Origin of the sequence: Janthinobacterium sp. NFX145 (assembly GCF_049810325.1) — a bacterium.
Classification (GTDB): Bacteria; Pseudomonadota; Gammaproteobacteria; order Burkholderiales; family Burkholderiaceae_D; genus Janthinobacterium; species Janthinobacterium rivuli.
The window spans coordinates 4,273,312-4,287,903 of the sequence record NZ_CP187360.1 but is presented as its reverse complement, the minus strand read 5'-3'; the positions used below and the strand labels follow the sequence as shown (position 1 = coordinate 4,287,903).

The window sequence follows — 14,592 nt, the reverse complement described above, 5'->3', positions numbered from 1 at the left end:
AGCGGCGCCTGTTCCGCAAGGAGCAGATATTGCCCGAACGTTCACACATAACAATAAACTTGGAGTGAGACATGAACACATACACGAGCAAAACCCCGAGCAAAACGATTTTTTCAACAATGCGCCGCGCCGTCCTCGGCACCCTGGTGCTGGGTCTCGCCGTTGCTGCCAGCGGCACGGCCTTCGCGCAAAGCAAGGAAGTGACGATTGCCTACCAGGAAATCAACGGTCCCTTCCTGGTGGCGATCGCCAGCGGCGAAGTGGAAAAAACCACCGGCTATAAAATCAACTGGCGCAAGTTCGATTCGGGCGCCAAGGTAGCCACCGGCATGGCGTCCGGCGACGTGCAGATCGGCGTCATCGGTTCCAGTCCCTTGACGGCGGCCGTCAGCCGCGGCGTCGATTTGCAGCTATTCTGGATCATCGACGACATCAATGAAGCCGAAGCGATGGTGGCCCGCAATGGCGCCGGCATCAGCAAGCCGACGGACTTGCGCGGCAAGAAGATCGCCGTGCCTTTCGTTTCCACCACACACTTTCACACCATGTTCGCGCTGGAAACGTGGGGCATCAAGCCCACGGAAGTGAAATTGCTCAACATGCAGCCGAACCAGATCGCCGCCGCTTGGGAGCGCGGCGACATCGATGCGGCCTTTGTATGGGATCCGGCCTTGAGCAAGCTCAAGCAAAACGGCAAGGTGCTCGTCACGTCCGGCGAGCTGAGCAAGAAGGGCAAGGCCACGTTTGACGGCATGGCCGTCGAGCGCGCCTGGGGCGAAGCGAACGCGGACTTCATGGCCAAGTTCGTCAAGGTGATGGCCGCTGCCGATGCCGACTACCGCGCCAATCCGAAGGCGTGGACCATCGATTCCCCGCAAGTCAAAGCCAACGTCAAGCATTCGGGCGCGGCCGCCAAGGACGTGGCCGCTTCCGTGGCCCTGTACGCCTATCCATCATTGCAGGAGCAGGCGTCGCCGGCCTGGCTCGGCGGTGGCGCGAAGGGCGGCGTGGCGCAAGCCTTGCTGGCCACGGCGCAATTTTTGAAGGGCGAAGGCAAGATCGACACCCTGGCAACTGATTACGCCAAGTATGTGACACCCAAGTATGCACAGGCCGCCGGCCTGCTGAAGTAAACGTTGTGCGATGGCGCGCCTGCGGGCGCGCTGACTGAACAGAATGCGTTGAACTGAAGTGACTACACCTATGCGGGGCACATGATGGAAAATCTCTACGTCAAGGATGTCAGCGTGATTTATCCGGGCAAGACGGCCGGTGAACGCGTACATGCCTTAAATAATATCAATCTCACCATCAATAGCGGCGACTTCGTCGTCGCGCTCGGTGCCTCGGGTTGCGGCAAGACAACCTTGCTGAGCTTGATGGCGGGCTTTATCGCTCCCTCCAAGGGCGAAATCATGTTGGGCAGCAATAAAGTGGAAGGGCCGGGCGCCGACCGTGGCGTCGTGTTCCAGAAACATGCCTTGCTGCCATGGCTGAACGTGATGGAAAACGTGGAATTCGGCTTGAAACTGCAAGGCGTGGCGAAAGCCGTGCGGCGCGAACAGGCGGCCAAGAACCTGGCGCTGGTGGGCTTGAAGGACTTTCACGACAATATGATTTATCAGTTGTCGGGCGGCATGCAGCAAAGGGTGGGCATCGCCCGCGCCCTGACCAGCAATCCCGCCATGCTGCTGATGGATGAACCGATGGCGGCGCTCGACGCGCTGACGCGCGAAACCATCCAGGAGTTGCTGCTCGATATCTGGGCCAAGTCCAGCACCATGTTCTTCTTCATTACCCACAGCGTCGACGAGGCGCTGTTCCTGGCGAACCGGCTGATCGTCATGTCGCCCCGTCCGGGCCGCATCACGCACACGTATGAACTCGATTTCAACAAGCGCTTCCTCGAATGCCGCGATGCGCGCGCCGTGAAATCGAGCCCGGACTTCATCAAGATGCGCGAAACGGTGCTCAACATCATTTATGGCGACGAACGTGCCGTCAATAAAGAGCTGGAGGTGTCCCATGCATAGCCCATCCGCCGTGGGATTTCCTCCCACCACCGCCAAGCGCGCCGGTTTCTTTGGCCGCCTGTTCGCTCCCCGCTGCGCCATGCCAGGCGAAGCGTTCGGCGCGCCGGGGCAGGGCAATTCCAGCCGCATCGCTACCGTTACCGTCATCGCCGTGCTCTTGCTGTGGTTTGGCGTGACGGCCAGCGGCATGGTCAAACCGCTGTTTTTACCGTCGCCGCAAGCCGTGTATGAAAAATTCATCATGGCGGCTACCACCGGTTTCGGCGGCGCCACCCTGTGGGAACACACCGTCGCCAGTCTGGTGCGTGTGTTTGGCGCCTTTGGCCTGGCTTGTTTGTTCGCCATTCCCATCGGCGTGATGATGGGCGTCAACCGCGTGGCGCGCGGCATCTTCGATCCCTTGATCGAGTTCTACCGTCCGCTGCCGCCGCTCGCTTACTTGCCACTGGTCATTATCTGGTTCGGCATCGGCGAGTTTTCGAAGGTCTACCTGATCTTCCTGGCCATCTTCGCGCCGATGGCGATTGCGGCCCGCGCCGGCGTCAGCTCCGTGTCGCTGGAGCAAATCCACGCGGCGTATTCGATGGGCGCTACCCGTTTCCAGGTCATCGTGCACGTGATTTTGCGTGCCGCGATTCCGGAAATCCTCACAGGCATGCGCATCGGCATCGGCGTGGGCTGGACCACCCTGGTGGCGGGCGAGATGGTGGCGGCCACGCGCGGCCTCGGCTACATGGTGCTGAGCGCTTCCGAGTTCCTGGCCAGCGACGTGGTGATCATGGGCATCATCGTGATCGGCTTCTTCGCTTTCCTGTTTGATTTGATGATGCGTTACCTCGAACGTACCCTCGTGCCATGGAAGGGCAAGGTGTAAGACGTTCCCGGGAGTGGCGCGCACGCCACAAGTGTTGCCGCCGCTCCCTTTTTTTAGCAACCCTCACTGTACGTAACCTCCAGCGCGCTTGCCCCTTGGCTGCCGCGCCGGGCCGCTGCATTTCCAGATTGACTTATGGAATGCGGCCAACCAGACTGATTCACACGATGTATCGATGCTGCTTGACGGTGTTGCCCAAATAAAACAAAGCCGCGCGGCAGGAACAAGCCGCAGCAGGCCAGGGCGCACCGAGCTTCAGATATTACTAGGAGACAAACATGATTCGCGACAACCACAACAACACGGGCTTGCAGCACTCGCTCAAGCAACGCCACATGAGCATGATCGCCATCGGCGGCGTGATCGGCGCCGGCCTCTTCGTCGGCAGCGGCGTCATCGCCAAGGCCGCCGGCCCGGCCGCCATCCTGTCCTTCCTGCTCACGGGCGGCCTCGTCGTCCTGATCATGCGCATGCTGGGCGAGCTGGCTTCGTCCTTGCCCGTGGTCGGCTCCTTTTACGAATACGCGCGCCTGGCCTTCGACGACAAACCGAAGGTCTCGAAATTCCTCGGCTTCATGAGCGGCTGGATGTACTGGTATTTCTGGGTCGTCGTCGTGGCGCTGGAAGCCATCGCCGGCGCGAAACTGGTCAATTTCTGGCTGCCTGACGTGCCGTCGTGGTCGATCAGCCTGGTGCTGCTGGTCTCAATGACCATCCTCAACCTGTTCTCGGTGAAAGCGTTCGGCGAATTCGAATTCTGGTTCGCCTCGATCAAGGTGGTCGCCATCATCGTTTTCCTGTTCGTCGGCGCCCTGTTCATCACGGGCAGCTTGCCCAACAGCATCCCGACCCTGGGATTCTTGACCAGCAATGGCGGCTTCATGCCGCACGGCTGGGGACCGGTACTCAGTGGCGCCGTCGCCGCCACGGCCTTTTATTCGGGCGCCGAAATCGTCACCATCGCCGCCGCCGAAACGTCGGACCCGGCCAAGGCCATCGCCCGCGCCACCAATTCCGTCATCACGCGCGTGCTGATGTTTTATGTGGGATCCATGTTTGTCGTCGTCTGTATCGTGCCCTGGGATTCGCCGGCCATCGCCACGCCCTTCGTCAGCGCCTTGACCGTCATGAATATCCCGTACGCAGCCCACATCATGAACGCCATCATTCTGACGGCCGTGCTGTCGGCCCTCAATTCCAGCCTGTACGCCTCGTCGCGCATGATCTTTGCGCTGACGCGCCGCGGCGACGCCCCCACGGGCCTGGTCAAGCTGAGCAAGAACGGCGTGCCGATTCGCGCCATCCTGTTCAGCACCCTGTTCGCCTACTTCGCCATTGCCGTCTCGTATGTGTCGGCCGACCTCGTATTCCCCTTCATCGTCAATTCCTACGGCATCCTGATCCTGTTCGTCTACCTGCTCATTGCGATATCTCAATTGCGTTTGCGTCGCCGGCTGGAACGCGAATGCCCGGAACGCATCAAGGTGCGCATGTGGCTGTTTCCCTACCTGACGTATTTCACCATCATCGCCATGCTGGTGATCCTGGGCGCCATGAGCGTGTCGTCCGATACGGAGCAGCGCGTGTCGTTCTGGTTCGGCCTGTTGAGCGTGGTCATCCTGAGCGTCATGTACTACATCAAGAAACTGGTCAACGACGACCGCAACGGCGGTAACGAAGCCAAGGTGGAGCTCAAACATGTCTGATACGACCTTGTTGCCCACAGGGCGGCGCCGCTTCCTGCGCACGACGGCCGCCCTGGGCGCCGCCGCCGTGGCGGGGCCGGCTTTGGCGCAGTCCGCCTCAGTGACCTTGCCGTTTGAAAACGGCGAGCGCGAACTGGTGGCCTTCCCGCAAAAGCGCCCGCTGATCCTGCTGACCAGCCGCCCGCCCCAGCTGGAAACGCCGTTCAGCGTGTTCAATGAAGGCGCGATTACGCCCAACGATGCGTTTTTCGTGCGCTACCACTGGAGCGGCTTGCCCACCAGCATCGATGGCGGCAGCTACCGGCTGCGCATAGCCGGCCTCGTGAAAACGCCTTTGGAACTGTCGCTGGCCGAACTGAAGCAGCTGGCCGACCCCGTCGAGGTGGTGGCCGTGACGCAATGTTCGGGCAATAGCCGCGGCTTCTTCGCCCCGCGCGCGAATGGCGGGCAGCTGGGCAATGGCGCCATGGGCAATGCCCGCTGGATGGGGATCCCCCTGAAAACCGTGCTGGAAAAGGCCGGTATCGCGGCCAGCGCCGTGCAAGTGGCCTTCAATGGCCTGGAAACGCCGCCCGTGGGCGATGGCCCCGATTTTCAGAAAGCCTTGTCGGTCGAGCACATCATGGCCGGCGACGTCATGCTGGCCTGGGCCATGAATGGCGAGGACATTCCTTTCCTCAACGGCTATCCGCTGCGCCTGATCGTGCCGGGTTTCTATGGCACTTACTGGGTCAAGCATTTGAGCGACATCACCGTGCTCGACAAGCCGTTTGACGGCTTCTGGATGAGCACGGGCTACCGCATTCCCGACAACGGCTCCGGCTTCATCGAACCGGGCGCGCCCGTGGGCAAGACGACGCCGATCAGCCGCCTCAACGTGCGCTCCTTCATTACCAGCGTGCAAGATGGCGCGCAGGTGAAAGCGGGGCGCGACCTAGCGCTGCGCGGCATCGCTTTTGACGGCGGCCAGGGCATCAGCGAGGTGAGCGTGTCGGTGGACGGCGGCCAGACGTGGCAGGAAGCCAAGCTGGGCAAGGACCTGGGACGCTTCTCGTTCCGCGAGTGGACGATGGTCATGAAGGCGCCGCGCAAGGGCAAGCATGTGCTGATGGTGCGCGCCGTCAACCGCATCGGCCAGAGCCAGCCCATGAAAGCCCTGTGGAATCCCATGGGTTATATGCGCAACGTGGTGGAAACCACGCGTATCCAGGCAGTCTGAGGAGAACCATATGAAGATATTACTTGCCGCGCTGGCACTGTCGGCGGCGGGCGGCGCGTGCGCGCTGGAAATCCATTTGCCGCCGGAAACGGCGACCTACAAAGCCAGCGAATTGCCCGGCTACCAGCTGGTGCAGCGCAACTGCATGACGTGCCACGCGGCCCAGTACGCATCGAGCCAGCCGCCCGCTTCGCCGCGCGCCTACTGGGAAGCGACCGTCAAGAAGATGAAAAAGCCGTTCGGCGCGCAGTTTGACGACGCGGACGTGCCGGCCATGGTCGATTACCTTGTGAAAACCTATGGCGTGGAGCGGGGCGCCATCGTACCTGCTGCAGCCGCCAAACCCGTGGCAGCCGCGGTCCCGGCCGCCAGCGGCAAGGACGTGAAAACCTTGCTGGCGGCGAACGGCTGCATGGCTTGCCACGCGCTCGACCAGAAGGTGGTCGGCCCCGGCTTTGCTGAAGTGGCGGCCAGGTACAAGGGCAAGGATGGTGGCGCCGCCGTGGCGGCCAACATCCGCAGTGGCGGCGCCGGCAAATGGGGGCCCGTGCCCATGCCGCCGTTCAGCCAGCTCAGTGCAGCCGATGCGGCCAGTCTGGCGAAGTACGTGCTGAACAGATAAGTTCGTCCCGGACGCGCGGCAACCCTTAATACCACTTGCCGCCGCCTCTCTTGCGCGGTATTGCCCGCTGCCATTGCGCAGCGGGCTTTTTTTACTTCCCCCATTCGCCGCCGCATCGCTTGCCAAAGCAACAATCCTCAGCACTGGTATTGTAAAAAACACCGTTATACAAAACCACTTGACTACCAATTTAGGGCGTCGCATTCTCTGTGCAGAAAGCCGACGCTTCGCTGTGCTTTCTTTACGTACAACATAAAAAGCTACTTCGATAGTTTTCGTATAACGTTCAGGAGACACTGTGAAGACACGGCAAATTAGCCGGCTGGCCTCGCCTTTGATGGCTGGCCTGCTGGGCAGCGCGCTGCTCGCTTGCGGCGGCAATTCCACCACCGAACCCCCGTCGACCCTGCTGGCCGCCACGGCCGCCAGCGACAGTTGCGCGGCCTGGAGCGCCAGCGCCGTCTACACGGCGGGCCAGTGCGCCGTCTATGACGGCAAGGTGTATCGGGCCAAATGGTGGGTGCAGGGCACGGCGCCGAACAACGACCAGTGGGGACCGTGGAGCCTCGATACGAGCACGCCAACCCCGACGCCCACGCCGACGCCAACGCCCACTCCAACGCCGACGCCGACGCCGACGCCCACGCCCACGCCAGGCGTGCCCACCAAGGCCCAGGCCGAGGCCAATGAAGCGGCGCTGACGAACAACGATTTCTTCCGCAAGGTCAAGGCCTCGATCCGCACCCTGGGCAATGCTGCCGTCGAAGCCGTGCAGCCTGGCCTGGCCAGCAATCCGCTCAACGTGAAGCGGGTCGAGCGCCTGCTGCCGGCGGCGAAGTGGGATTATTATTTTGCCGCGCGCGACGCCAGTTATACCTACCAGCGCTTCCTGCAAGCCGTGGCCAAGTTCCCCGCCGTGTGTGACGACTACAGCGACGGACGCAATGCGGACGCCATCTGCCGCCACAGCCTGTCCACCATGTTCGCCCATTTTGTGCAGGAAACGGGCGACCATAACGCCAGCAGCCCGCTGCCGCAATGGCGCCAGGGCTTGAAGTATTTGCGCGAGCTGGGCTGCGACGAAACGGGCGCCGGCTGCGGCTACAACATCGAGTGCGCCGACCCCGTCTTCAACAAGGTGTGGACTTGTGGCAAGAACGCGGATGGCAGCTTCAAGAAGTATTTCGGCCGCGGCGCCAAGCAGCTGTCGTACAACTACAATTACGGCCCATTTTCGCAAGCCATGCATGACGGCGACCAGTCCGTTCTGCTGAAGAACCCGGACCTGGTGGCGTCGACCTGGCTGAACCTGGCCTCGGCCACGTTTTTCTTTGTCTATCCGCAACCGCCGAAGCCGTCGATGCTGCATGTGCTGGACGGTACGTGGGTGCCGAACGCGGCCGATACGACGGCGGGTGCGGGCAATAACTTTGCCACCACCATCATGATCATCAACGCCGAATGCGGACAGGGCACGGAAAAGCAGGCCGCGCAAAACCGCATCGATTACTACAAGCAATTTGCCGCCGACATGGGCTGGGATTATTCCGGCGAACAACTGTCTTGCGCCAACATGCAACGCTTCACCCCGGCCAGTTCCGCTTCCTACAACATTTATTGGGAAAAGAACTGGAGCGCCGGTGGCGACAACCAATGCCAGCTGGTCAGCTATCAAACCCCGTACAGCGCCTTGCTGGCCGGGAACTACGTGAAATGCGTGGAAGCCAACTGGAATGTGAAGTTGCAGTAGCAGCAAAAGCAGGACCAGCCAGCCAGGGATAACAGTTGACAAGAGCCCCTCAAGGGGCCTGCAACAGCTCACAACGTACAAGCTGTAAAACCATAACGGAGACCAATACAACATGAAATCGAATGCATTATTGATGGCCCTGCTCAGCGGCGTACTCGTCGCCTGCGGCGGCGGCCAGGACGGTACGACCGCCACCCCGAACACCTTGCTCGCCGCCGTCGAAGCGTGCGCCGTCTGGGATGCCGCCACCGTCTACACGGGCGGCCAGTGCGTGCTGTACCAGGGCGTCACCTACAAGGCCAAGTGGTGGACGCAGGGCAATGTCCCGAGCGCCACGGACCAGTGGGGCCCATGGGCCGTGACGGATACGCCAACACCGACGCCAACGCCAACACCGACTCCGACTCCGACTCCGACCCCGACCCCGACCCCGACCCCAACCCCAACCCCAACGCCGACCCCGACCCCGACCCCAACGCCAACCCCCACGGCTTGCCGCCCGGACGGCTTGATCTCGGCCGTACCGAATGTGCCGTACTGCAAGGTGTACGATACGAATGGCCGCGAAGTGCTGAGCAATGGCTTGAACCGGCGCATCGTCGGCTACTTCGCCAGCTGGCGCACGGGCGTCGATGGCAGCCCGACTTACCTCGTGAATAACCTGCCGTGGGACAAGATCACCCACCTGAACTATGCGTTCGCTTCCGTCGACCCGGCCACGTCAAAAATCGCCATCGGCAGCGGCGCGGCCAATCCCGATACGGGCCTCACATGGCCGAACGTGCCGGCCGCCGCCATGGACCCGTCGCTGCCGTACAAGGGCCACTTCAACTTGCTGTCGCAATACAAGAAGAAGTATCCGGGCGTCAAATTGATGATATCCGTTGGCGGCTGGGCCGGCAGCGGCGGCTTCTACACGGCCACGACGAACGCGGATGGCAGCATCAACACGGCCGGCATCAACACCCTGGCCGATTCCATGGTGGCGTTTGTGCGCCAGTACAACTTCTTCGATGGGGTCGATGTCGATTACGAACACCCGACCACCAACAATGAAGCGGGCAATCCGAACGACTTCGCCGTCTCGAAGCCGCGCCTGGCCGGCCTGATGACGAGCTACAACTTGCTGCTGAAAGTGCTGCGCCAGAAGCTCGACGAAGCGGCCGTTCAGGACAATAAATACTATCTGCTGACCATCGCCGGTTCCGCCTCGGGCTGGGTCTTGCGTGGCGAAGAAAACATGTCGGGATTGAAATATCTCGATTACGCCAGCCTGATGAGCTATGACTTGCACGGCGCATGGAACCAGTATGTGGGGCCGAACGCGGCGCTGTTTGACGATGGCAATGACGGCGAATTGCGGGCCGGTAACGCCTACCAGTTCCAGAACATCGGCTACCTGAACACGGACTGGGCTTACCGCTACTACCGGGGCGCCATGCAGGCGGGACGCATCAATATCGGCGTGCCGTTCTACACGCGGGGCTGGAAGGACGTGACGGGCGGCACGAATGGCCTGTGGGGCACGACGCCACTGATCAGTTCCACTGTCACCTGCGCCGGCACCAAGACCTGCGGCACGGGCGCCACCGGCATCGACAACGTGTGGTACGACCTGGACTCGCAAGGCAAACCGACGCCGGGCGGTGGCAACCCCATCTGGCATGCGCTGAACTTGCAGAACGGCATCGTGCCGAGCTACCTTGATGCGTATAAAGTCACGGACAAGGCGCTGGTAGGCAGCTATGTGCCGCATTACAGCAGCACCATGGTGGCGCCGTGGCTGTGGAATGCAACCAAAAAAGTGTTCATTTCCACGGAAACCACGCAGTCGATCGCGGCCAAGGCCCAGTACATCGTCAACAACAATATCGGCGGCGTGATGATCTGGGAAATGGCGGGCGACTATGCCTGGGATGCCACGCGCAACGGCGGCAAGGGCGAGTATTTCATGGGCACCACCCTGACGGACGTGCTGTACCAGGCCTTCCGCACGGCTGGCGTATATGGCAACAAGCGCGCCGAAATCGCCATGCCGGGCACGGCGGCCAACGTCAGCATCACCCTCGGCGGCTGGAAATTGGGCGACAGCAACTTCCCCATCAATCCCGTGATGACGGTGAAGAACAACACGGCCACAACCTTGCCGGGCGGCACCGTGGTGGAGTTCGACTATCCCGTCTCGGCACCGTCGGACATGAGCGACCAGTCCGGCTTCGGCTTGACGGTGATCAATGCCGGCTACACGGGGCCGAACAATATCGGCGGCTTTACGAAGAACTACAACCGTGCCCGCTTTGCGATTCCCGCCTGGCAATCGCTGGCGCCGGGCGGTTCCGTGGCGCTGACCCTGAACTACCGCCTGCCGATCTCGGGACCGGCCAACTACACGGTCACCGTGGGCGGCACCAAGTATGCCTTGACGCAAGAGTATCCGGAACTGCCGGTGGCCTTGCCGTAAGTTGGTGATGCCGTAAAGTAAAAGGGCGGAACCGAGGTTCCGCCCTTGTTAGTTTTTACCGCTGATTCCGTTTAGAACCAGGTTTCTACCTGGAAACCATACGAAGTGCCGCTGGTATTGTTGTTGTAGATCGGGCCGCCGTTGTTCGACGCGTTGACCGAGGCGGTGGCCGCATCGTTCCATTTGCCGTAGGTAACAAAAGCGCGCAGTTCAGGACGCGACCACAGGCCAGGACCGGCGGAGATCGTCGGTGCGATGGTCAGCTTGGTCAAACGCTTGGCTGGCTGGCCGCCCGACTGCGTCACGCGATCCGTGCCCAGTTCGCCCACCAGCTTGAAGTTGTTGGTGAACGCGTACACGGGACGCACGCCGACCGAGGTCCAGGTCGACGAACCCTTGGCGTTCGACTCGTCTTTTTGCCACAGGGCGACGAATTCCATGCCGAAGTTGGCCATCGGCTGGATCGCCATGTCATTGAAGATGCGCGTGCGTTTCACGTCCGAACCGAAAGTGGTGTCGCCCGAAGCGCCGAACTGCGCGCCCGCGCCCGTGCCAGGGCCGACGCCGTACTGCACGCCGAAGGTATTGCCGCCGCCGAACACTTTCGCCTGGCGGTGGAATGCCGACAACTGCCAGCCGTTATTGCGCTTGCCCGTGAGCACGTCATCCTTGCCTTCGCCGATGATGTAGGTCGCGGCCAGGTCCAAGGTGCCGTTTTCGTTGACGGGAATCTCGCCAAAGATGAAGTTCTGGCGTACGGCAGACTTGGTGGTGACGACGCCGGTGTTCGACACGGTGTTGATATCGTTGTCCTTGAAGAAGGCGTACGAGAATTTACCCGGACCAGCAGGAATGCGGTCCAGGCCGGCGCCCGTGCCGTTCATGTTGATGTACTGCAAGTCCAGCATGTGGATGTCAGGACGGTAGTAGAAGCGTTTACCGATCCAGGCCGTGCCGCCGTTCAGGAAATCGAGTCCCTGCGCTTCGACATAGGCCTTGACGATGCCCAGCTTGTTGCTGCCGAAATCCGAGTTTGGCGCGTAGGCATTGACCCAGATGGTGGCCAGATAGTTCACGCCGCCGGACTGGGCAACGGACTTGGTGTAGCCGAATTCCGTGTAGGCGTCGCACTCATTGCCCAGACGGTATTTCATGGTATTGCCACCCAGGCCGAAGCAGCCTTGCGAACCGCCGTCGCCCGAGGTATTGCTGCCGGCGCCAGCGCGCAGGTAGCCGTGGAAGCCTTCGGCATCACTTGGGTACATGGGGTCGGCCATGGCGGAAGCGCTGGCGATGGCCAGGATGAGGGCAGGTAAGGTTTTCAATGCAGTGCGGTTCATGCGGTCTCCAGAAGAATGTAGGTGGTAGCGGTGGCGCCCAGGGGGACGGTCACCGCACGCGGTCTAATGCCGAAAACCAAGTCTAGCAGCGCTTTTTTAACCACCCTGATACAAAACGTGCAAGTGCTGATACTTTCTTTCAGAGTGTTGTTTTTGCCACATATCGATACTCTTGCGCATGGCAGGTTTGCAAAGGAGTATCGAATTGCGGTTTTGGAGTATCAGAAAGTATCAAAGTCCGGTGCTACATTGTGGTCGTGGTGCCAAGTACCTGAGCATTGCCAACGACAAAAAACACTGGAGACACACAATGAAACGTTCCGCCATTGCCGCGCTGATCGCCGGCTGCCTCAGCTCGTCCGCTTTCGCCGCTACCGACCTGGTCATCGCGACCGTCAACAACGGCCACATGATCGAAATGCAAAAGCTCAGCAAGTTCTTCGAGCAAGCCAATCCCGACATCAAGCTCAAATGGGTGACACTGGAAGAGGGCGTCTTGCGCCAGCGCATGACCACCGATATCGCCACCAAGGGCGGTCAGTTCGACGTGATGACCATCGGCCTGTATGAAACACCCATCTGGGGCAAGAAAAACTGGCTGATTCCCATCAAGCCGGATGCCAAATACGATATCGACGACTTGCTGCCCGCCATCCGCGAAGGGCTGTCCGGCGACGGCAAGCTGTACGCGTCGCCGTTCTATGGCGAAAGCTCGATGATCATGTACCGCAGCGACCTCGTCAAAAAAGCGGGCGTGACGATCGAGGACCGCCCATCCTGGAACCAGCTGCGCGACGTGGCGGCCAAGCTGCACGATCCGGCCAACGGCGTGTACGGCATCTGCCTGCGCGGCAAGCCGGGCTGGGGCGACAATATGGCCCTGATCACCACCATGGCCAATTCCTACGGCGGCCAGCTGTTCGACATGAAATGGAAGCCGCAATTTACCAGCAAGCCGTGGAAAGACGCGGTCAACATGTATGTCGACCTGATGAAGAAATACGGCCCGCCGGGCGCGGCCGCCAACAGCTTCAATGAAAACCTGGCGCTGTTCAATCAGGGCAAGTGCGGCATCTGGATCGACGCGACGATCGCCGCCTCCTTCATCACGGATCCCAAGCAAAGCAAGGTGGCCGACAAGGTGGCGTTTGCCCAGTCGCCCGTCGGCGTGACGGAGCGGGGCGCCAACTGGCTGTGGATCTGGTCGCTGGCCATTCCAGCGAGCTCGAAGCACCCGAACGAAGCGCAGCGCTTCATCAACTGGGCTACCTCGCCAGACTACGTGAAGCTGGTGGCCAAGGAAACGAGCTGGGCCAACGTGCCGACGGGCACGCGCAAGTCGACGTATGCGAGCCCCGAGTTCCAGAAAGTGGCGAAATTTGCCGCCGCCGAAGGCAAGGCCCTGGCCACCACGCGCGCCGTGCAGAGCACCTTGCCGCCATCGCCGTACGTGGGAGTGCAATTCGCGTCGATTCCCGAATTCCAGGTGATCGGCGTGGCGGCAGGCCAGCAGATGGCGGCAGCATTGCTGGGCAAAGTGACGGTGGACCAGGCGCTGGAGTTGTCGCAGCAGACGGCGGAAAGAGAAATGCGCAAGGGCGGCTACTACAAATAACGCAGCGTCCTCGTCGAGTAGTTTGCTTACCCCAACGGCGTAAAGCAGGGGTCAGACCCGCCGGGTCTGACCCCAGATTTCACCTTGTCTCAAGAGAATCCTATGAAACGCATTATCCCCCGGACTTTGCTGACGCCGGCCGTGGTCGCCGTCTCCGTCATTTCCGTGATCCCGCTGCTGATCACCTTGTATTACGCGTTCGTGCGCTATTCCATGCTCGATCCGAGCGGCCATCCTTTCCATGGCCTGGCCAATTTTCACTTTTTCTTTACGGATGCCTCGTTCCTGCCGGCCTTGCAGAACACGTTTACCCTGCTGTTTTCCGTGATGCTGATCACGGTGGTGCTGGGCACGGCGCTGGGCCTGCTGATCAATGAAGCGTTTCCGGGACGCGCCATCGTGCGCGTGCTGCTGATATCGCCCTTCCTCGTCATGCCGGCCGTGAATGCCCTGATGTGGAAGAACATGCTGCTCAACCCGATCTACGGCCTGTTCGCGCAGATCAGCCTGTTCTTTGGCGCCACGCCCGTCGACTGGCTGTCGGCCCACCCCCTGTTTTCCATCATCATGATGGTCTCGTGGCAATGGCTGCCGTTCGCCTGCCTGATCTTCATGACGGCCCTGCAATCGATGGACCGGGAACAGCTGGAAGCGGCGCGCATGGATGGCGCCACCTATCTGCAGCAGCTGCGCTACCTCTACATTCCCCACCTGGGCCGCGCCGTCTCGGTGGTGCTGATGATCGAGATGATCTTCTTGCTGTCGATCTTTGCGGAAATCTTTACCACCACGGGCGGCGGTCCCGGTTTCGACACGACCACCATCACCTTCATGATTTACCAGCAGGCACTGCTGTCGTATGACGTGGGAGCGGCCTCGGCCGGCGCCCTGTTCGCCGTGCTCATCGCCAACATCGCCGCCTTCTTCCTGATGCGCGTCATCGGCAAGAATCTGTCGAAATAAGGAGACCTT

General features: G+C 61.0%; 11 protein-coding genes. 10 read left to right on the top strand and 1 reads right to left on the bottom strand.

Features of this window, described 5'->3' with window-relative positions; genetic code table 11:
* The first annotated feature begins 71 nt into the window (after window positions 1–71).
* The 8 genes from tauA to ACPJXG_RS19085 all read left to right on the top strand — a co-directional run bounded on the left by tauA (window position 72) and on the right by ACPJXG_RS19085 (window position 10,665).
* Window positions 72–1,133, top strand: a complete 1,062-nt coding sequence (tauA, locus tag ACPJXG_RS19120) for a taurine ABC transporter substrate-binding protein (RefSeq protein ID WP_425252011.1) — start codon at window positions 72–74, stop codon at window positions 1,131–1,133.
* 84 nt (window positions 1,134–1,217) lie between these two features.
* Window positions 1,218–2,033, top strand: a complete 816-nt coding sequence (locus ACPJXG_RS19115; protein ID WP_035828937.1) for a taurine ABC transporter ATP-binding protein — start codon at window positions 1,218–1,220, stop codon at window positions 2,031–2,033.
* A gap of 79 nt (window positions 2,034–2,112) precedes the next feature.
* Window positions 2,113–2,907, top strand: a complete 795-nt coding sequence (locus ACPJXG_RS19110; RefSeq protein WP_051959683.1) for an ABC transporter permease subunit — start codon at window positions 2,113–2,115, stop codon at window positions 2,905–2,907.
* A 278-nt stretch (window positions 2,908–3,185) separates the two neighbouring features.
* Window positions 3,186–4,613, top strand: coding sequence for an amino acid permease (locus ACPJXG_RS19105; protein ID WP_425252010.1), 1,428 nt, complete (start codon window positions 3,186–3,188; stop codon window positions 4,611–4,613).
* The gene (locus ACPJXG_RS19100; RefSeq protein ID WP_425252009.1) at window positions 4,606–5,832 is read left to right on the top strand and encodes a molybdopterin-dependent oxidoreductase; all 1,227 of its coding nucleotides are present in this window, start codon (window positions 4,606–4,608) and stop codon (window positions 5,830–5,832) included. The genes ACPJXG_RS19105 and ACPJXG_RS19100 overlap by 8 nt, the downstream gene beginning before the upstream one ends.
* Window positions 5,833–5,842: 10 nt before the next feature.
* Window positions 5,843–6,454, top strand: coding sequence for a c-type cytochrome (locus tag ACPJXG_RS19095; protein WP_425252008.1), 612 nt, complete (start codon window positions 5,843–5,845; stop codon window positions 6,452–6,454).
* 298 nt (window positions 6,455–6,752) lie between these two features.
* Entirely contained in the window at window positions 6,753–8,204 is a 1,452-nt protein-coding gene (locus ACPJXG_RS19090; protein WP_425252007.1) for a glycoside hydrolase family 19 protein, read from the top strand.
* 112 nt (window positions 8,205–8,316) lie between these two features.
* A complete protein-coding gene (locus tag ACPJXG_RS19085) occupies window positions 8,317–10,665 on the top strand; it encodes a chitinase C-terminal domain-containing protein (RefSeq protein ID WP_425252006.1) in 2,349 nt (782 codons plus the stop codon).
* A gap of 71 nt (window positions 10,666–10,736) precedes the next feature.
* On the opposite strand, the gene ACPJXG_RS19080 is transcribed toward ACPJXG_RS19085, so the two are convergent.
* A complete protein-coding gene (locus ACPJXG_RS19080; RefSeq protein WP_035826512.1) occupies window positions 10,737–12,005 on the bottom strand; it encodes a maltoporin in 1,269 nt (422 codons plus the stop codon).
* 310 nt (window positions 12,006–12,315) lie between these two features.
* Here ACPJXG_RS19080 and ACPJXG_RS19075 point away from each other — a divergent pair, with 310 nt between their 5' ends.
* Together ACPJXG_RS19075 and ACPJXG_RS19070 are read left to right on the top strand one after the other, a co-directional pair.
* Window positions 12,316–13,620 carry an ABC transporter substrate-binding protein gene (locus ACPJXG_RS19075; RefSeq protein ID WP_176390914.1) on the top strand — a complete coding sequence of 435 codons (1,305 nt, stop codon included), beginning with the start codon at window positions 12,316–12,318 and terminating at the stop codon, window positions 13,618–13,620.
* Window positions 13,621–13,722: 102 nt separating this feature from the next.
* Window positions 13,723–14,583, top strand: coding sequence for a carbohydrate ABC transporter permease (locus ACPJXG_RS19070; RefSeq protein WP_099402681.1), 861 nt, complete (start codon window positions 13,723–13,725; stop codon window positions 14,581–14,583).
* Window positions 14,584–14,592: the final 9 nt, after the last annotated feature.

Coding starts and splice junctions, on each gene's coding strand:
- tauA (WP_425252011.1), top strand. CDS start 72: ATGAACACATACACGAGCAAAACCCCGAGCAAAACGATTTTTTCAACA.
- ACPJXG_RS19085 (WP_425252006.1), top strand. CDS start 8,317: ATGAAATCGAATGCATTATTGATGGCCCTGCTCAGCGGCGTACTCGTC.
- ACPJXG_RS19070 (WP_099402681.1), top strand. CDS start 13,723: ATGAAACGCATTATCCCCCGGACTTTGCTGACGCCGGCCGTGGTCGCC.
- ACPJXG_RS19080 (WP_035826512.1), bottom strand. CDS start 12,005: ATGAACCGCACTGCATTGAAAACCTTACCTGCCCTCATCCTGGCCATC.
- ACPJXG_RS19105 (WP_425252010.1), top strand. CDS start 3,186: ATGATTCGCGACAACCACAACAACACGGGCTTGCAGCACTCGCTCAAG.
- ACPJXG_RS19100 (WP_425252009.1), top strand. CDS start 4,606: ATGTCTGATACGACCTTGTTGCCCACAGGGCGGCGCCGCTTCCTGCGC.
- ACPJXG_RS19115 (WP_035828937.1), top strand. CDS start 1,218: ATGGAAAATCTCTACGTCAAGGATGTCAGCGTGATTTATCCGGGCAAG.
- ACPJXG_RS19075 (WP_176390914.1), top strand. CDS start 12,316: ATGAAACGTTCCGCCATTGCCGCGCTGATCGCCGGCTGCCTCAGCTCG.
- ACPJXG_RS19095 (WP_425252008.1), top strand. CDS start 5,843: ATGAAGATATTACTTGCCGCGCTGGCACTGTCGGCGGCGGGCGGCGCG.
- ACPJXG_RS19110 (WP_051959683.1), top strand. CDS start 2,113: ATGCCAGGCGAAGCGTTCGGCGCGCCGGGGCAGGGCAATTCCAGCCGC.